General features: G+C 65.6%; 14 protein-coding genes. 5 read left to right on the forward strand and 9 right to left on the reverse strand.

The genetic code is table 11. The annotated features are described in order from the left end of the window. Positions 1–424 precede the first annotated feature (424 nt). Both IEW34_RS04765 and IEW34_RS04770 read left to right on the forward strand, forming a co-directional pair. Positions 425–1,117 carry a CBS domain-containing protein gene (locus IEW34_RS04765; RefSeq protein ID WP_188608025.1) on the forward strand — a complete coding sequence of 231 codons (693 nt, stop codon included), beginning with the start codon at positions 425–427 and terminating at the stop codon, positions 1,115–1,117. Between the two features lie 531 nt (positions 1,118–1,648). After that, complete coding sequence (locus IEW34_RS04770; RefSeq protein WP_188608026.1) at positions 1,649–2,482, forward strand: universal stress protein; 834 nt, start codon at positions 1,649–1,651, stop codon at positions 2,480–2,482. A gap of 97 nt (positions 2,483–2,579) precedes the next feature. On the opposite strand, the gene IEW34_RS04775 is transcribed toward IEW34_RS04770, so the two are convergent. From IEW34_RS04775 to IEW34_RS04805, 7 genes are all read right to left on the reverse strand, one after another. Beyond that, positions 2,580–3,041: a DUF4010 domain-containing protein gene (locus tag IEW34_RS04775; RefSeq protein WP_188608027.1), complete on the reverse strand. Its 462-nt coding sequence runs from the start codon at positions 3,039–3,041 to the stop codon at positions 2,580–2,582. Then, positions 2,981–3,409, reverse strand: coding sequence for an MgtC/SapB family protein (locus IEW34_RS04780; protein ID WP_188608028.1), 429 nt, complete (start codon positions 3,407–3,409; stop codon positions 2,981–2,983). The genes IEW34_RS04775 and IEW34_RS04780 overlap by 61 nt, the downstream gene beginning before the upstream one ends. Before the next feature lie 41 nt (positions 3,410–3,450). After that, positions 3,451–3,915: an NUDIX hydrolase gene (locus tag IEW34_RS04785; RefSeq protein WP_188608029.1), complete on the reverse strand. Its 465-nt coding sequence runs from the start codon at positions 3,913–3,915 to the stop codon at positions 3,451–3,453. A 160-nt stretch (positions 3,916–4,075) separates the two neighbouring features. Continuing rightward, positions 4,076–5,626, reverse strand: coding sequence for an AMP-binding protein (locus IEW34_RS04790; protein WP_188608030.1), 1,551 nt, complete (start codon positions 5,624–5,626; stop codon positions 4,076–4,078). 201 nt (positions 5,627–5,827) lie between these two features. Then, complete coding sequence (locus IEW34_RS04795) at positions 5,828–7,378, reverse strand: AMP-binding protein (protein WP_188608031.1); 1,551 nt, start codon at positions 7,376–7,378, stop codon at positions 5,828–5,830. Positions 7,379–7,572: 194 nt separating this feature from the next. After that, complete coding sequence (locus IEW34_RS04800; protein WP_188608032.1) at positions 7,573–8,805, reverse strand: ABC transporter substrate-binding protein; 1,233 nt, start codon at positions 8,803–8,805, stop codon at positions 7,573–7,575. 295 nt (positions 8,806–9,100) lie between these two features. After that, entirely contained in the window at positions 9,101–10,207 is a 1,107-nt protein-coding gene (locus tag IEW34_RS04805; RefSeq protein ID WP_188608033.1) for an AraC family transcriptional regulator, read from the reverse strand. A 367-nt stretch (positions 10,208–10,574) separates the two neighbouring features. On the opposite strand from IEW34_RS04805, the gene IEW34_RS04810 reads away from it, so the two are divergent. The 3 genes from IEW34_RS04810 (at position 10,575) to IEW34_RS04820 (ending at position 14,748) form a co-directional block, all read left to right on the forward strand. Next, positions 10,575–11,798 (forward strand): thiolase family protein, encoded by a 1,224-nt coding sequence (locus IEW34_RS04810; RefSeq protein ID WP_188608034.1) that lies wholly within the window; start codon positions 10,575–10,577, stop codon positions 11,796–11,798. Next, positions 11,795–13,408: an AMP-binding protein gene (locus tag IEW34_RS04815; RefSeq protein ID WP_188608035.1), complete on the forward strand. Its 1,614-nt coding sequence runs from the start codon at positions 11,795–11,797 to the stop codon at positions 13,406–13,408. The genes IEW34_RS04810 and IEW34_RS04815 overlap by 4 nt, the downstream gene beginning before the upstream one ends. A 110-nt stretch (positions 13,409–13,518) precedes the next feature. After that, complete coding sequence (locus IEW34_RS04820) at positions 13,519–14,748, forward strand: ABC transporter substrate-binding protein (protein ID WP_188608036.1); 1,230 nt, start codon at positions 13,519–13,521, stop codon at positions 14,746–14,748. 270 nt (positions 14,749–15,018) lie between these two features. Here the strand turns inward: IEW34_RS04820 and IEW34_RS04825 are convergent, their stop codons facing one another. Continuing rightward, positions 15,019–15,843, reverse strand: a complete 825-nt coding sequence (locus tag IEW34_RS04825) for an ABC transporter ATP-binding protein (protein ID WP_188608037.1) — start codon at positions 15,841–15,843, stop codon at positions 15,019–15,021. A gap of 11 nt (positions 15,844–15,854) precedes the next feature. Beyond that, positions 15,855–17,108 (reverse strand): ABC transporter substrate-binding protein, encoded by a 1,254-nt coding sequence (locus IEW34_RS04830; protein ID WP_188608038.1) that lies wholly within the window; start codon positions 17,106–17,108, stop codon positions 15,855–15,857. Between the last annotated feature and the right edge of the window lie 17 nt (positions 17,109–17,125).

The following is a 17,125-nucleotide window of genomic DNA, read 5'->3' on the forward strand; positions in this document are numbered from 1 at the left end:
GCCGTCTCGGTCTCCGAGCTCGCCGTCGGTCGGGCGAGGGGTGCGCGCCGAAGGCCGGCGGAAATGGTCAGGCACCCGGAGGTCAGCGCGGCGTCCAATATGCCCCCTATATCGCTGGACCGACGAAGGCCGCGTTCGAATCGGAGCCGTCGCCTAGCCCGCTTGTCTTAGCACCGATAGGCGGCCCCTGCGGCGTGTCTCCAGTCTTTGTGCCGAGGGCTGTGCCAGCCGGGGGCGTGGGGCGGGTGCCCACCGCCAAGCCGGGCTTGCGCATCGATCAACGGCGGGGGTCACACGCGAGACCTGCCGCGGGACCGCCCGTTCTGCTATCTCATGGCGCATCAGGCGTTGATCGCGATCAAGTTCGTGGATCGATGGAAGCCGTAGCAGAGCTGGAGAGCTCACCGAAGCGGGAGGCAGAACCATGCAGGCGGGCGACGTCATGACCCTTGGGGCGGCCACCGTCCACCCCGACGCGACCGTGCTGGAGGCGGCGCAGCTCATGCTCCGCAACCGCATCAGCGGGCTGCCGGTCGTCGAGACGGACGGCCAGCTCGTCGGCATCGTCACCGAGGGTGACCTGATCCGCCGCGTGGAGCTCGGCACCGAGCGGCATCGGGCGCGCTGGCTCGAGTTCCTGACCGATCCGGGCCTGCGGGCGGACGAGTACACCCGCGCCCACGGCCGCACGGTCGGGGAGGTGATGACCCGTGCTCCGGAAACCATCGCCCGCGAGACGCCGCTGCGAGAGGTCGCGGACCTAATGGAGCGGCGTGGCTTCAAGCGGCTACCGGTCGTCCGTGATGGCAAAATCATCGGAATCGTCAGCCGGGCCAACCTCCTGGCCGCGCTGGCGCGGCGGCTCGAGGCCCTGCCGGAGCCGATTCAGGACGACCTGAGCATACGCAGCCGCATCGTCGAGGAGGTCGACCGCGGCGGCTGGGCCGCGATCGACGCGATCGACGTCAGCGTCCGCGGCGGCAAGGTGGAGCTGACGGGCACAGTCGGCGACGACCGGGTGCGCGATGCCGCCCAGGTCGTGGCCGAGAACGTGGCAGGAGTCGGGCAGGTGGCGAACCGGATCGAGGTCATCCCCATCGTCTTTCCCTGGGCGTGAGCACGGCGCCGCTGTCTCGGCAGCATCCAGTTGACCGGCGGCCTGATCAGCCCTCGTGGCCAGTGCCATCGAATATGGAAATGCGCGTCGCGTCCCGCCGTCTGGTCCTAGCATCCTAGAGCCCAGGGTTGCCGTCGGGCGTGCTCAACGACGTCTCGTATGGGATCGTCGATGGCTGCCGAATACGTGCCGTTCGGCGCGGAAGGCTGGTCAATATAATCAGTAATTAAGCCACGTCGCGATAAGTACTATTGCGGCCGGCGCGATATGGGCACTATAGAATTCTAGTAGAAATATTGTTGATGCAGCAGGAGACGAAGCGCGTCGCGTGCGGAGGCGAACGGTGAGCCGATCGGCTTCGGGCACTCCTCGAACATACTCGCCTCCACATGGCCCGTCGTGCGCGGCGTGGGGCGGGTTGAGGATAGTGGCCCGGGCCGCCACTGGCGCTTTCTTCGCATCGCGTTCGACGACCGAGGAATACCGAGTCACTATGGCTACGCTATCGGCGCGGCAGCCTGGGAGAGCCTGATGATCGCCAATCTGAAGAATCTGCTGATCGGCTTCAGCGCGGACGACAAGAAGCCGAGCTCGGCCGTGCCCTACGGGCTCGGGCTCGCCCGCGAGGCGCAAGCCCATGCCACCCTCCAGGCCGTGTCGTGCGAGTTGCCCGTCTCGCACTCCATCTTCAGCAACTTCGGGTCGGGGCTGATCCGCGAGGAAAACGTCAACAGGATGCTCGCGGCCGAGGCCGCCTGCAATGCCGCGCGCCAGGATGCCGCCGCGCAAGGCGTTCCGTGCACGGCGCAGGCCGTGCAGCGACCGTTTCCGGACGCCGTGAGCACTTTTGGCGTGCACGCCCGGGTGCACGGGCTCGTCATCCTGGACAGCCGACCGGACCGGCTGTCCCTGGAGCGCGCGATGACCGAGGAGGTGCTGTTCAACTGCGGACGGCCCGTCGTGGTCGTGCCCGAGGACCGCACGGAGTTCCGCCTCGACCGTGTGATGGTGGCATGGGACAGGAGCGCCCAGGCGACGAGGGCGCTGAACGACGCCCTGCCGTTCCTCGCTGCCGCGCGGACGGTCAACGTGGTCAGCATTGCCGAGGACGCCAAGGGCGACGCGCTGCCCGGCGCCGAGATCGCGCTCCATCTGTCACGGCACGGCGTCAAGGCCGAGATGCTGGCCCTGAAGGCGGGCGTTGACGGCGCGCTCGGCACATTGCGCGAGCAGGCCCACGCACATCGCACAGACCTGATCGTCATGGGCGCCTTCGTTCACTCCTGGTGGCGCCAGGTCACGCTGGGCGGCGTCACCCAGGCCTTTCTGGCGGAACCGCCGGCACCGCTGTTCCTGGCCCACTGAGGCTCTGACCGGCCCAAGGCGTGCGCGGCAAGTCGACCCTCGACCTCGCAGGCCGCGTCGACCGTGCGCATGACGCGGCGGTCCGCTCAGCCCGTGGTCAAGCCGACCCGACATTCGACACGACCAGGCCGAGTGATCCGGCGCCCAACGCGGCGAGTGTCACGATTGCCAGTCGCAACGCCAACGGGCCGCGCTCGATGAAGCCGGCGTAGCAAGCGCGGGCGATCCCGTTGGAGGCGAGCGCCACCAGGATGGCCGTGGCCGCTGTCGCGATCTCGATGCTCTTGCTGGCGAGACGGGCCGTGGAGACGGAGACCGCATCGACATCCACGAGCCCTGTCACCGCGGCGAAGGGGTAGAGGCCGGCGGCGCCGAAGCGGCTGTTGACCCAGGCCGCAACCAGGCTCACGCTCGCGAGGAGCAGGGCAAAGATGAGAGCGGGCACCAAGTCGAATGGATTGCCCAGCTTCATGTCGGCTGCGGCGCTTTTAGGGGGACTCAAGAAGGTAAGGGCGGCTGGCACCAGGAAGACGGCCGCCGCGGCGAGTGCGGGAAGCACGAGGGGCAGGCCAGCGCTGCGGCGACCTGCATGTCACCGACCACCGCGCACGCCCCCAGGGCGTAGACGAGCATGGCCGCGACGGTGCCGGTGGCGCTGTAGTCCCGGTCATGCTCCGCCTCCGCGCGGCTCAACCACGCGAAGACGGCGCTGAACCCGACGAAGCCAATGCCGATGAGCGCGGGGCCGCCGCTCGCGTTGCTCAGCGCGCCGAAGACGCCGCCGAGTAGGCCGATCAAGCTGAAGGTGCGAATGCCTGCGGTACGGCTGCCAGCCGCCTCGTCCCGTTGCCGCCAGCCGCGCTCCAGGCCGACGATCAGGCCGATACCGAGCGCCAGCGCGAGCTTGAGCGCCAGATCGGTGTTCATGAGGGAGATATAGGTGCCGCGAGACGGAAGGCCGAACCCCGCTATACCTCATTTTCGAGAAGGGCTGCGAGCCGGCCGAGCAGGGGTTGCTGGCCTGACAGGATCTTATTGCGCGCGGCGGCGAAGGTGAACCAGCAGGCGCGGTCGATCTCCGGAAATGTCTGCCGCTCACCGCTCCGCGGCGGCCATTCGATTTCGAATGTGTTGCTGCGCAATCGGCTGGCGTCGATGTCGCCCTCGAGTGCAAAGGCCTCGACCTCCTTGCCGCCGCGCTGGCGGATGCTGCCGAGGGGCCGCAGGGGGCCATCGACCGTCACCCCCAATTCCTCCGCGAACTCGCGGCGCGCCGTCGCTTCGGCACTCTCTCCGGAGGCGCGCAATCCCTTCGGAATGGTCCACGCGCCGATATCTTTCCGCTGCCAGAAAGGTCCGCCCGGGTGGACGAGAAGCACCTGCGTGTCCCCCTTGTCACGTCTGTACATGAGGATGCCGGCGCTCTTCATCATCCCTTCCGCCCCCTCGCACGTCGAGCGACGCGGCGGTAACCGGCAACGCGGCACAATCAGTCACCGCATCGACAGGTCCGCCGCGCCAAGGCCGATGATGCCCGACCGTGACGTCACGGCGGGGCATCATATGGCATGACCGGTATTCGAGCGCGCGCTCTCAGACGATGCGGCTGGTGCGGTTGCCCCAGTAACGGTCGCGCAGCAGGCGCTTGTAGAGTTTGCCGGTGGGCAGGCGCGGCAGCTCCTCCTCGAAATCGACGGAGCGCGGGCACTTCTGCCGTGCCAGGTGTTCGGCGCAGAACGCCATCAGCTCGCGGGCAAGTTCGTCGCCGGCCTCGATCCCCGGCATGGCTTGGACGACCGCCTTCACCTCCTCGCCCAGGTCTTCGTTAGGGACGCCGAAGACGGCGGCGTCCGCCACCTTGGGGTGGGTAATCAGCAGGTTCTCGCACTCCTGCGGGTAGATGTTCACGCCGCCGGAGATAATCATGAACGTCGCCCGGTCGGTCAGGTAGAGGTAGTTGTCGTCGTCCACGTAGCCGACGTCGCCGACGGTCGTCATAGTGCCGTCCGTCGAGCGGGTCTCGGCCGTTTTCTCCGGATCGTTGAAATATTCGAACGGGCTCGCCGTCTTGAACCAGATGGTGCCGGGCGTGCCCTTTGGCAGCGGCTTCATGTCGTCGTCGAGGATGTGGACGTCGCCGAACACGATCTGGCCGACGGTGCCGTAGTGCGAAAGCCACTGGGCGCTGTCGCAGATGGCCAGGCCGTTGGCTTCCGTCGCACCGTAGTATTCCAGCAGCACCGGTCCCCACCATTCGATCATCTGCTGCTTGACCTGGGGCGGGCAGGGAGCGGCCCCGTGGATAGCGATCTTGTACGACGACACGTCGTACTTCCGCCGGATGGCCTCGGGCAGCTTGAGTAGGCGCGAGAACATGGTCGGCACCATCTGGGTGTGCGTCGGCTTGTATTTGTCCGTCAGCGCCAGGAACTGCTCCGCATCGAACCGCTCCATGATGATCGTGGTGCCGCCGCTGCGGATACACAGCGTCAGCGCCCCCAGCGGGGCGGAATGGTAGAGCGGGGCCGGCGATAGATAGATCGGGCTGTCGTGAAATTGCCAGGTCGCCTGCAGGAAGTCGAAAACCGGGAGCTGCTGGGCGGGGGACTGCTCCGGCAGTGGCCGCAGGATGCCTTTTGGCCGGCCGGTGGTGCCGGAGGAATAGAGCATCGCAGTGCCGAGCGTCTCGTCTGCCACAGGCGTGTCCGGCAGCCCTGCCGTCGCCTGGTCGAGGTTGACGATGCGGTCGCCGTCGCCCGGCCCGTCGACGACGACGGCGAACTCGACCTTCGGGCATTGGCCCAGCACCGCCAGCGCGGTCTCCCGCTTCGCCTGGGAGAAGATCAGCACGCGGGACTCGCTGTTGTTGACGATATAGGCAACCTCGTCGGCGGTGAGGAATGAGTTAATGCAGGTATAATAAAGCCCCGTGCGCTCGCCCGCGCAGCAACATTCGGCATAGCGAAGGTGATTTTCCATGAAGATCGAATAGTGGTCAAGTCGCTTGATGCCACGGCTGCGCAGCAGGTGCGCCAGGCGGTTACTGCGCTTCTCCAACTCCCCGTAGGTCAGCGTTTCGCCGGAGGAGGCCATGATGATGGCCGGCGCGTCAGGATGCTGACGGGCAAAAGGTGCAGGATACATGGTGGCGTTTCCTCTCCGATGGGTTCGATCCGCGTTGAACGGTATCGTGTTCGGCGGCCAGGACAGCCGACGGGGCCGGCTCCTGGCAACACATTCTTGCAGGTTCTCAGTCGCTGGGGTGGCAGGGCCGAGATCCGGGGCGGTGAATGGCCGGGCATCGGCCATCTGTCTCGCGAGGCCGCGGTTCCCGCGGCTGTAATATCAGACGATGCGGCTCGTGCGGTTGCCCCAGTAGCGGTCGCGCAGCAGGCGCTTGTACAGCTTGCCGGTGGGCAGGCGCGGCAGCTCTTCCTCGAAGTCGATGGAGCGCGGACACTTTTGCCGCGCCAGGTGCTCGGCGCAGAAAGCCATCAGCTCGCGGCCAAGTTCGTCGCCGGCCTCGATCCCTGGCATGGCTTGCACGACCGCCTTCACCTCCTCGCCCAGGTCTTCGTTGGGGACGCCGAAGACGGCGGCGTCCGCCACCTTCGGGTGGGTAATCAGCAGGTTCTCGCACTCCTGCGGGTAGATGTTCACGCCACCGGAAATGATCATGAACGTCGCCCGGTCGGTCAGATAGAGGTAGCCGTCGTCGTCCACGTAGCCGACGTCGCCGACGGTGCTCATGGAGCCGTCGGCGGAGCGCGTCTCCGCGGTCTTGGCCGGATCGTTGAAATACTCGAATTGTGTCGCCGTCTTGAACCACAGGGTGCCGGGCGTCCCCTTCGGCAACGGCTTCATCTCCTCGTCCAGCACCTGGAGGTCGCCCAGGACGATCTTCCCGACCGTGCCGCGATGGGCAAGCCACTGGGCGCTATCGCAGGTGGCGAAACCGAGGCCTTCGGTGGCGCCGTAGTATTCATGTATGATCGGGCCCCACCATTCGATCATCTGCTCCTTCACCTGGGGCGGGCAGGGCGCGGCGGCATGGATCGCCACTTCGAGCGACGATAGATCGTACTTCCGGCGCACGTCATCCGGCAGCTTGAGCATGCGTGAGAACATGGTCGGCACCAGCTGGCTGTGTGTGGGCCGATAGCGCTCGACGAGCTGGAGATACTGCTCCGGATCGAAGCGCTCCATGATGATGGCCGTGCCGCCATGGCGAATGGTGAGGTTGACCGCCCCCTGGGGCGCCGAATGATAGAGCGGCGCGGGCGACAGGTAGGTCATGCCCTCCCGGTAGTGCCACAGCTTGACCAGAAACTCGAACAGCGGCAGTGGCTGCGCCGGGGGCTGTTCAGGCAGCGGCCGCACGATACCCTTGGGTCGCCCGGTGGTGCCGGAGGAGTAGAGCATCGCTGTGCCGGCCGCCTCGTCGGCCACCGGCGTGTCGGGCAACCCGGCAGAGGCCTCCTCGAGGTTGAGGATGCTGTCGCCGTCGCCCGGCCCATCCACGACGATGGCGAACTCCACCTTGGGGCATTGACGCAGCGCCTCGATCGCGATCTCCCGCTTCGCCTGCGAGAAGATCAGCGCTCGTGATTCGCTGTTGTTGACGATATAGGCTAGTTCGTCCGCCGTCAGGAACGAGTTGATACATGTATAGTAAAGACCTGTTCGCTCGCCTGCCGCGCAGCATTCGATATAGTAAACGTTGTTTTCCATGAAGATGGAGTAATGATCGAGGCGCTTGAGGCCACGATTGCGCAGCAGATGCGCCAGGCGGTTGCTGCGCTTCTCCAGCTCTCCGTAGGTCACCGTTTCGCCGGACGAAGCCATGATGATGGCGGGGCGGTCCGCGTTCCGGGTCGCGTACACTCCAGGGTACATGCGGTCGTTTCCTCTCAGAAGCTGTCCTTGACCGCTGGTGCGGCAGATCGCAGTCCTAAGCAGAGTTTGCGCCACCGCGCCACCGCTGGGCAAGAGCCGTCGGGGTTCAGCCGGCGCGCTCGCCCGGTCGCCGGGTCGGGCGCCTTACCCAACAGCGGAGCGGCCCGGCTTGCGCCGGGCCGCAGGGGCTTGCGTCAGTGCTTGCCCTGGGCCGACAGCAGCGGGCCGTCGGCCTCCCAGCGGTCGCCCTTGAAGCGCATGAGCTGCATCTGCTCGATGGGGAAATGGTCGGTCTTGCTTGTCGACATCACGATGCCGGGGTAGAGAACCGTCGGCGAGAAGTCCTTGAGGCTCGTCGCCACGTTCATGATATTCTCGCGGGTGAGGTTGTCGCCCGCCTGACGGAGAATGTGTTCCAGCGTCTGCCCGGCCGCGAAGCCGTAGACGGTGAGGGCGTTCGTGCGGTCCCCGTCCGGCACGTACTTGTCCATGAATTCCGACCACGCCTTGATGCCGGGGTCGCTCGCCCAGGCAGGGTCCGTTGGGTCCTTGACATAGGTCAGGGTGATGGCGTCCTGGGCATTCTCGAAGCCGGCGGGCTTGAGCACGGCGCCCACGGAGGCCGACACGTTGTTGAGCAGGTGCACCGGCTTCCAGCCGAGTTCGCCGAGCTTGCGGGTGGCCTGGGCCGCGAACTTCGGCGTGGCGAAGTTGACGAAGACGTCCGCGCCCGAGGCCTTCAGCTTCAGCATCTGCGAGTCGACCGTGGGCTCGGCGAGATCGTAGGGCGCCTCCGCCACGATCATCGACGTCTTGTCGCCGAGGCCCTCCTTGAAGCCCTTGTAGATGTCCTTGCCGTAATCGTCGTTCTGGACGAGCACCGCGATCTTGGCGTTCGGCAGCGTCTGGAGGATGTACTGCGCATAGAGGCGCCCTTCCGTCTCGTAGGACGGGTTGAACGGCATGGTCCAGGGGAACTGCTTGGGGTCGTTGCCGAACTTGCTGCCGCCTGACGATACGAAGATCTGCGGCACTTTCTTGGAATTGGTGTACTTCATGATGGCGCTGTTGGACGGAGTCCCCAGCGTCTGGAACAGGAACAGCACCTCGTCGCTTTCGACGAGCTTGCGGGTCTGCTCCACGGCCTTGGGCGGGCTGTAGGCGTCGTCGTACGAGATATAGTTGATCCTGCGCCCGTTGATGCCGCCCTTGTCGTTGAGCATACGGACGTAGGCCGCTTCCACCTTGCCGACGATGCCGTAGGCCGACGCGGGGCCGCTATAGGGCACGAAGTTGCCCACCTTGATTTCCTGATCGCTGGCACCGGGGCCGTAGGCCTTCTGCGCCGAGGCCTGGCCAACCAGTGCCAAGGCGATCGCTGCCGCGCTCGCGCTGATGGCGAGCGTGCGTCCACTCCAACTCCGCATTACGTCTTGCTTCCCTCTGGTCTTCGACAAAACTTGGCCCGCGGACCGGCCAAAAGGCCGTGCGGGTTGTCCGCGCCAATGGCTGCTGAGACTGGGGGAGTCAAGGCGACGGGGCGCCGCCCTCCGGGCGCGCGAGATCACGGCGCTGCGTCTCGGCGAGAGACACACCGCGGCCGAAGCCCAGCCGGGCTTTGGCCGGCAATCTGGCCGACGCTGCCCGGGTGTCCGGCTGGCTTAGCTCGTGAGGAAAGGCCCATGAGAGGCGGCGGCGCGCCTTCCTCGACGGCGGGTTGCGCTATGGCGACGACGCGACCGCTCTTCCTCTTCGATAATTTAGCGGAGAGAAGCCGGTCCAACGCTTAAAGGCGCGTGAGAAGCTCGCAGTCTCGGCGAAGCCGAGCATGTCGGCGATCTGCTCGACCGACAGCGTGGATTTCTCCAGGAGTTCGGTCGCGCGCTGATTGCGGACCTTGGCGAGCACCGCGCTGAAGCCCATCCCGCGATCCGCCAGCCGTCTGTGCAAGGTTCGCTCTGACATCGACAGCAGCGCCGCTGCGGCGCGAGCTGAGGGAAAACCCCGGCCGGACCGCACCATCACCTGATAGAGCCTGCCGAGGAACGCGTCGCCGGCACCGGCGGCGCCGATCAGCCTGCTGCACAGCGACTGATAAGTCTCCTCCAGCAGCGGGCTCGCCATCGGCAGGGGTGCCGCTCCGGCGTTTGGCGCAAAGACCCAGCGCGTCATCTCCGCGCCGAACATCACGGGCACGCCCAACAGGCGCTCGCATTGCTGCCAATCGCGAGGGCGGGACAGGGCGGACTCGATTCGCACCAGCGGAAAGGCCGGCTGGCACATGTCATTGAGAAACGTCGTCACCGAGCCAAGCGAGCGCTCGTGCAAAAACTCGCGCAACTCCGCAGGAGCATCGTCATCGTAAGCGACGAGCGCAACGGGCAGCCCGTCCTCGTACTCGAACTGATAGCGCATCAGGGAGAATGTCAGCGCCTGGAAGCCGTCGAGAACGCGCAGTCCCTCAGCGACATTCGCTGCGGCAAGCACCGCAAGGCCCAAGGGACCATAGGACATGATGCGGTAGCGAAGGCCGGTTCGCATCCACAAGCCGGGGATATCGCGCGTGGCGCCGACGAAGGCCTGCTGGAAGCGCAATTCGTCCGTGCCGCTGACATCGGCCTGCGGCGCGTCAGCGACCGACAAATCGACGCCGGCCCGTCTGAACACGGGGGCCGGATCGATCGCCGCCTCACGCAGCATCGACACCATGATCCGGATGCTCTGGTTCGAGAGCCGAACCGTATCGAGCAGCTCGTTCTTCATCCGCTCTCCGACGGCAGCTTTAGAAAATCTGGCAGCTAAAATCAAAAAAGTGGCGAATTTGAACATTCCAGAAGATCAAGGCCTGCGCAAGAAGGGAGAACGAGGATACGGCCGAAGAGCCGCTTCGATATGAGGGAGGAAGCCCATGAATCGGCAGCCGGCTCGGCGCGCACGCTGAGCGCGGTATCTTCTACTGTGCTGGCCGCGGGCCGAAAGCGTTCAGGAATGTGCCGCGCCGCGGATGTCGACATGGTGTCGCCCCGTCGGTTCGACGGCCGTCGCCCGATCGGGATCTCTGCCGCTGGTTCGTGCGGTCCGCCGGCTGACTGACGCCGAGCATCTTGCCACCCAGTCCGACAAACGATCGCGCGTGACGGCCTGACGCTGACGTCCGAGCCGGCTCGCCTGACCATTCTATCCCGAGGAGCGCCTTGTGAAGCAGAATGCCATCATCGCCGGTGTCGGCATGACGCCATTCGGTCGGCATCTCGACCGCAGCCTATCCAGCCTCGCGCACGAGGCGATAGAGGGAGCCCTCGCCGACGCCGGTTTGCCGCTCGCGCGTGTCCAGGCGGCGTGGGCGGGCAACGCCGGCGCGGGCATCGTCACCGGCCAGGTGTGCATCGCAGGCCAGACGGTTCTGCGCCAGCTCGGCCTGGGAGGCATTCCGGTCGTCAATGTCGAGAACGCCTGTGCCACTGCGTCGACCGCCTTCCAGCAAGCCTGCACTATGGTGACGCTCGGTGCCTACGACGTCGTCCTCGCCTTCGGCATGGAAAAACTCCACCACATGGACAAGGAGCGGCCCATGCACGTCTATGCGGGCTGCACCGATACCGAGCATCCAGAGCAGCTCGATGCCTATGTGACCGGAGACCGGTCGGCCGAGGAGCTCGCGGCGGCGCCGCGAGAGAGGCGGTCCGTGTTCATGGATGTCTACGCCCGCATGGCGCGCGACTACATGGCTTCGAGCGGGGCGACCCAGCGCGACTTTGCAATGGTCTCGGCCAAGAATTCGCGTCATGGCAGCCTCAATCCCAACGCTCAGTTTCGCGACGTCCTGACGGCGGACGATGTGCTCGCGGCGCGCCCCATCTCACCGCCCCTGACCTTGCCGATGTGCTCGCCGATCGGCGATGGCGCCGCGGCGGCGGTCATCGTGTCGCCCAAGGTCGCCCGCGAGCTCGGGATCGCAAGGCCGGTCCGTGTGCTGAGCGCGGTACTGGCGAGCGGGTTCGACGCCACGCCGGGCATGCCGAGCGTGACGGCCGCCACCGCGACCCGAGCCTACGAGGCGGCCGGCGTCGCCCCCGACGATCTCGACTGCGTCGAGCTGCATGACGCGACGTCGCCGGCTGAGTTGATCTACTACGAGGCGCTGGGCCTTTGCCGGCCGGGCGGAGGACCGGCGCTCGTCGCAAGCGGCGCCACGTCGCTCGGCGGGCGCGTGCCGGTCAACCCCTCGGGCGGCCTCGTGCGTAAGGGGCATCCAATCGGGGCCACCGGGCTGGGCCAGATCCATGAGCTCGTGCAGCAACTGCGTGGCTGCGCCGGAGCCCGCCAGGTCGAAGATGCAAAGCTGACGCTCGCCGAGAACGGCGGCGGGTTCATCGGCACAGACGCGGCGGCTCTTGCGATGACGGTGCTCGCCCGATGAGCCCGCCGCTTCGAACCTTGCTCGAGATCGTAGTCGACGGCGCCGCCGTCCGCGCGGAACCGGTGCTCACCTTCGTCGAGGTGAAGCACGACGGCTCGCTCGCCGAGGAGCGGCGGAGCTACGCTGAGCTGTTGGACAATGGATGTCGAATCGCGGGAGCTCTTGAGGCGGCCGGCATGGCGGCGGGCGATGCCTTCGCCATCGTGATGAGGAACCATCCCGAATTCGTCGACGCGATGATCGGCTCCGAAGTCGCCGGCACGGTGTTCGTGCCGATCGATCCCCGCACCCGGGGCGACAAGCTGGCGTACATGCTGCGCTTCGCCCGCTGCCGGGGCGCCATCGTGTCGCCCGAGGTGGTGGAGAACCTTCGCCCGTTGCTCGCCGATCTGCCCGATCTGGAGTGGGTCTGGGTGATCGGCGTGGGTGGGGCGGACGGACGCTTCGAGTCGTTCGCCGATGTCGTCAGAGCATCGCCACCGGCAACGGCGATGACACCGCGGCGTCTCGCCGATCCGATGCAGTTGCTGTTCACCTCCGGGACGACCGGCGACCCCAAGGCCATCGTGGCGTCACATGCCCGCTTCGCGGGCGTTGCAGCTCTCGGCCCAATGTTCGGGCTCCGGCCGGACGATCGCCTCTATACCGGCCTGTCACTGACCCACGCCAACGCGCAGTTCATCACGCTCAGCAGCGCCTTGGCGATGCAGGTACCGCTCGTCATCAGCCGGCAGTTCACCAAGTCGCTCCTGTGGGAGATCGTCACCCGATACAACTGTACGACCTTCAATCTGCTGGGCGGCATGGCGACCGCGATCTTTGCCGAGCCGCCCGGCCCATTGGACCGCGCGCACCGGGTTCGCTTCGTGCTCAGCGCGGGCATGCCGGCGGCCATGTGGCGACCGTTCGAGGAGCGCTTTGGAACCCGCATCTTCGAGTTCTTTGGCACGGCGGAAGGTGGCCTGACGCTAAACCCACCCGCGGCGGGGCCGGTCGGCTCGATCGGCAGAGCCGAACCCGGCCTGGTCTGCGAGATCCTGCTCCCGGACGACAGCATTGCACGTGCCGGCACGCTCGGCGAAATTTGCTTCCGCAACGCAGACGGTTCCGTGACACCGGTCACCTATTTCGGCAACGAGCAGGCATCCGCCGTCAAGACCAGGAACGGTTGGTTTCGCTCGGGCGATATCGGCTGGAAGGACGCGGCCGGCTGGCTCTTCTTCTCGCATCGGGCCGGACAGTCGATCCGCCGCAACGGCGATTTCATCGATGCTCGCGAGGTCGAGGCGGCCATTGCCAACATACCAGGTGTCCTGGACGCCTACGTCTATGGGGTGGCCACCGCTTCCAATACGCCGGGCGAAAAGCAGGTGGTTGCCGCGCTGGTCGTCAGCCCCGGCCTCGTCGAGCCGCGGGAAATCTTCGCCGACTGCGCGAGCAAACTGGGTTCGACGGGCGTGCCCAACTTCGTGCAGATGGTCGCCGAAATTCCCAAGACCGCATCCGAGAAGCCGCAGGACAGGCATCTGATCGCCATGCTGAATGAGGGCAGATGTCAACTATTTGACAGGAACGGGCCGGCTGAGCTCACATTCGCGCATGAAGCATGAAGATCGTTCGTGATAATAATAAATAACAGAAACCGATAGATTTGGAGTCGCATAGTCGAACGTAAAGCCAAATAGACAAAAAGAACCCAAGATCTACAGGGGAGAATGGCATGCCAAGTATTTCAAGGCGCAATCTGCTGCGGGCCGGGGTTGGCTTCGGCGCTGCGGGCGCGCTCGGTCTTCCGGCGGGTGCCGGCGCTCAAGCGCGGACCCGGCCTTTGCGGCTCGGTGTCCTGACGGATATGACAGGCTTCTATTCAAATATCGGAGGGCCGGGATCGGTGGAAGCCGTTCGCATGGCCGTGGAGGATTTCGGCGGGCGGGTTCGCGATCTCAAGATCGAGGTGCTCCAGGGTGATCATCAGAACAAGCCGGATGTGGGATCAGGAATCGCTCGGCGCTGGATCGACGAGCAGGGTGTCGGCGCAATTCTCGATGTACCCACCTCGTCGGTCGCGCTCGCCGTGCAGGCCTTGACCCGGGAAAAGGGCGTCGTCGCGATCTACGGGACCGCTGCGTCGGAGAGCCTGACAAACGAGGAATGCTCACCCACCGGCATACAGTATGTGTACGACACCTACTCGATCGCCCATGTGACCGCCAAGGCGACCATCGCCGATGGGGGTGATACATGGTTCTTCGTGACGGCGGACTATGCGGTCGGTCACGCATTGGAAAAATCGGTCAGTGAGGTTGTCGCGGCGAGCGGAGGCAAGATACTCGGCGCAGTCAGGGCGCCCCTGGGGACCGTCGATTTCTCTTCGTTTCTCCTGCAGGCACAGATGTCGAAGGCCAAAATTGTTGCATTCGCGAGCGCTGGTCTCGACACGGTCAATGCTATCAAACAGGCGCAGGAGTTCGGCTTGGTCAACGGTGGCCAGCGCCTTGTGGGACTCCTCCTGTTCCTCTCCGATATTGATGCGCTCGGGCTTGATGCGGCACAGGGGAGTCTCTTCGCGACATCCTTTTATTGGGACGCCGATGAAGGTAGCCGCGCGTGGTCGAAGCGATACTTCGAGCGCATGAGGCGGATGCCGAACGACGTCCAGGCCGGCCTCTACTCGGCCACGACGCACTACTTGAAGGGCGTGCAGGCTGCCGGGCCGGTCGGCATAGACGCTGTTCGCTGGATGACGAATAACGAGGTGACGGATTTCTTTGCGAAGCCGGGCCGTATTGGACGCAATGGACGATTGTACAAGGACATGTATCTCGCCGAGGTTAAGAAGCCATCCGAGTCCAAGGGACGCTGGGATTGTCTCAAGCTCGTGGCAACTTCACCTGCGGGCCAATCCTTCAAGTCTGAAGCGGACAGCAAGTGCAAGGTTCGCCCGATCTAGAGCATTTTTGAGCGAAGTGACGCCGGTTCGCGTGAAAAAAATGCGACAAAACAGATAAGTAGAGCGTTTCCGCGATTCAGAGAAACGCGGAAATGCTCTAAGGGTCTGAATGCCGTCGGGTCGCGATCCCAGCGTATACGGGCTCGACGGCCGAGCCGTCCGGCCGCCCATCAGTTCCAGACCGCATGCGTCGGCGGCTGAGCCACCTGCCGCATCGCCAGGACGACGAATGGCGATGCGAACCGCCTTTCCGAAGTTGGCACGCTTCTGTCACGACAGCCACCGCCGCCGTTGCCGGTAGTGCTTCACCGCGGCGTAGTCGACCTGATGCCCCCCGCCCAGGTAGGCCGCCTGCACGTCGGGATTAGCCTTCACGGTGGCAGCCGCGCCGCCCATCACGACGCGACCGTTGTCGACCAGATAGGCTTGATCGACGAAGTCGAGGGCTGCGGCGGCGTTCTGCTCCACCAGCAGCACCGCGACGCCGGCCTCTGCGTTCACTTTGCGCAGAATGTCGAAGATCTCGTCGACGAGCAGCGGCGAAAGCCCGAGGCTCGGCTCGTCCAGCATGAGCAGCTTGGGCTCGGTCATCAAGGCGCGGCCGATGGCCAGCATCTGCTGCTCACCGCCTGAAAGGTAGCCGGCCTTGGCCTTGGCCCGCTCGGCGAGCCTTGGAAACCAGGTGAAGGTGCGATCGATCAGGTCCTTCACGCCGCGTCGGTCGCGGTGCATGGAGGTCGCCGCGATCAGGTTCTCGCGCGGCGTCAGGTGCTCGAACACCCTTCGGCCTTCGAGCACGTGCACCAGCCCCAGCCGCACCCGGTCCGGCGGGTCGAGGCCGAGGAGGCTCTCGCCTCGGAAGGCGATGTCGCCGCGAGTGACGGCGCCGCGCTCCGGCTTGAGCAGGCCGCTGATCGCCTTCAGCGTCGTGCTCTTGCCGGCGCCGTTGGCGCCGAGGAGGGCGACGACGCCGCCCTCCGCCACGTCGAGCGAAACGCCCTTCACCGCCAGGAAGACGTTGTCGTAGACCACCTCGATGTTGTTCACCGAAAGGATCGGCGGCGAGCCTGCGGCCGCCGTGGAGATGTCGCCCATCGACCCGCCGCCTATTTGCCCGTCGCTTTGAACTCGGCCGCCTGCTTGCGGATCATCTCCCAGATGATGTCCTGGTTGGCCGCGCCCCACCCGGTGACGGCGACCCATTTGACGCCGTCCCAGCGGGCCACCTTGCCCTGGCCGCCGCCCTGGTGGTCCTCCGGCGTGATGGTGATGGGCGGCAGGAAGCCGCCGAGGTCGAACTTGGAGATGCTGGTCAGACCGGCGTTGAGCCATTCGCCGGTGAAGGGGCCGGTCGGGTTCTTCTCCAGCGCCTTGCGGGCACCCTCGGCCGCGAGCGCTGCGGCCATCACGCCGACGTTGTAGTAGGAGGTGCCGACCTTGTCCTTGGGACCGGCGCCCTTACCCTTGTCGACGACTTCGGCGATGATGTCCTTGATCACCTTGCTGTCGGCGCCCTGCTCGGTGACGGCGAACTTCAGCACGCCCTTTGCCTCGGCGCGGCCGACCACGTCCATGTCCGATTCCGACAGCCACACCCAGGAGGCGATGCGGTCGACGCGGATGCCGTTGCGGATCGCCTCCTTGATCGAGACGGGCTGGCCGACGCCGCCGCCGCCGATGAACACCCAGTCGGGCCGGAAACGGCGCACCTGGGTCCACACCGCCGACTGCTCGTTGCCCGGCGGCGCGTAGGGGTAGGTCTGCAGCTCGAAGCCGTCCTTCTTGGCCAAGGCCTCCCATAGGGGCAACGACTCCCGGCCGAACGGCGTGTCGATATAGACATAGGCGAGCTTCTTGCCCTTGAGGTCCTTCTCCTCCTGCCGGATATAGTCGACCATGCGGGCGACCTGCGACCAGTAGCTTGGCGACATGGGCAGCACGTAGGGGAAGACGGTGCCGTCGGCCGCGTCGCTGCGGCCCGACATGGTGGTGATCAGATTGACCTTGTCCTGCAGGGCGCGCGTCACCAGCGCTCGGCTCACCGGCGTCGACAGCGGATCGACCAGTATGGCGCCGTCGCGCGTGGAGCGCTCGAAGGCTTCCATGCCGCGCTGGATGGCGTTGCCGTGGTCGGAGACGAGCACGTCGATCTTGATCCCGCCGAGGCCGCCGCGCTCGTTGATCAATGTGATGTAGTCCCGATAGCCCTGGTTGTACTCGGCCGTCACGAAGGTATAGACGACGGTGAAATCCTGCGGCGTGGCGAACTTCAGCACCTTGTCCTGCGCCATGACTGGTTGAGCCAGCAGCGGCAAGGCGGCAAGCGCGGCGCATGCGGCTGCACGGATGGTCGTGAGCATGGTGTCTCCTCCGAGTT

Origin of the sequence: Chelatococcus reniformis (genome assembly GCF_014640075.1) — a bacterium.
In the GTDB taxonomy this organism is placed as follows: domain Bacteria; phylum Pseudomonadota; class Alphaproteobacteria; order Rhizobiales; family Beijerinckiaceae; genus Camelimonas; species Camelimonas reniformis.

Coding starts and splice junctions, on each gene's coding strand:
- IEW34_RS04765 (WP_188608025.1), top strand. CDS start 425: ATGCAGGCGGGCGACGTCATGACCCTTGGGGCGGCCACCGTCCACCCC.
- IEW34_RS04770 (WP_188608026.1), top strand. CDS start 1,649: ATGATCGCCAATCTGAAGAATCTGCTGATCGGCTTCAGCGCGGACGAC.
- IEW34_RS04780 (WP_188608028.1), bottom strand. CDS start 3,409: ATGAACACCGATCTGGCGCTCAAGCTCGCGCTGGCGCTCGGTATCGGC.
- IEW34_RS04785 (WP_188608029.1), bottom strand. CDS start 3,915: ATGATGAAGAGCGCCGGCATCCTCATGTACAGACGTGACAAGGGGGAC.
- IEW34_RS04790 (WP_188608030.1), bottom strand. CDS start 5,626: ATGTATCCTGCACCTTTTGCCCGTCAGCATCCTGACGCGCCGGCCATC.
- IEW34_RS04795 (WP_188608031.1), bottom strand. CDS start 7,378: ATGTACCCTGGAGTGTACGCGACCCGGAACGCGGACCGCCCCGCCATC.
- IEW34_RS04800 (WP_188608032.1), bottom strand. CDS start 8,805: ATGCGGAGTTGGAGTGGACGCACGCTCGCCATCAGCGCGAGCGCGGCA.
- IEW34_RS04805 (WP_188608033.1), bottom strand. CDS start 10,207: ATGTTCAAATTCGCCACTTTTTTGATTTTAGCTGCCAGATTTTCTAAA.
- IEW34_RS04815 (WP_188608035.1), top strand. CDS start 11,795: ATGAGCCCGCCGCTTCGAACCTTGCTCGAGATCGTAGTCGACGGCGCC.
- IEW34_RS04820 (WP_188608036.1), top strand. CDS start 13,519: ATGCCAAGTATTTCAAGGCGCAATCTGCTGCGGGCCGGGGTTGGCTTC.
- IEW34_RS04825 (WP_188608037.1), bottom strand. CDS start 15,843: ATGGGCGACATCTCCACGGCGGCCGCAGGCTCGCCGCCGATCCTTTCG.
- IEW34_RS04830 (WP_188608038.1), bottom strand. CDS start 17,108: ATGCTCACGACCATCCGTGCAGCCGCATGCGCCGCGCTTGCCGCCTTG.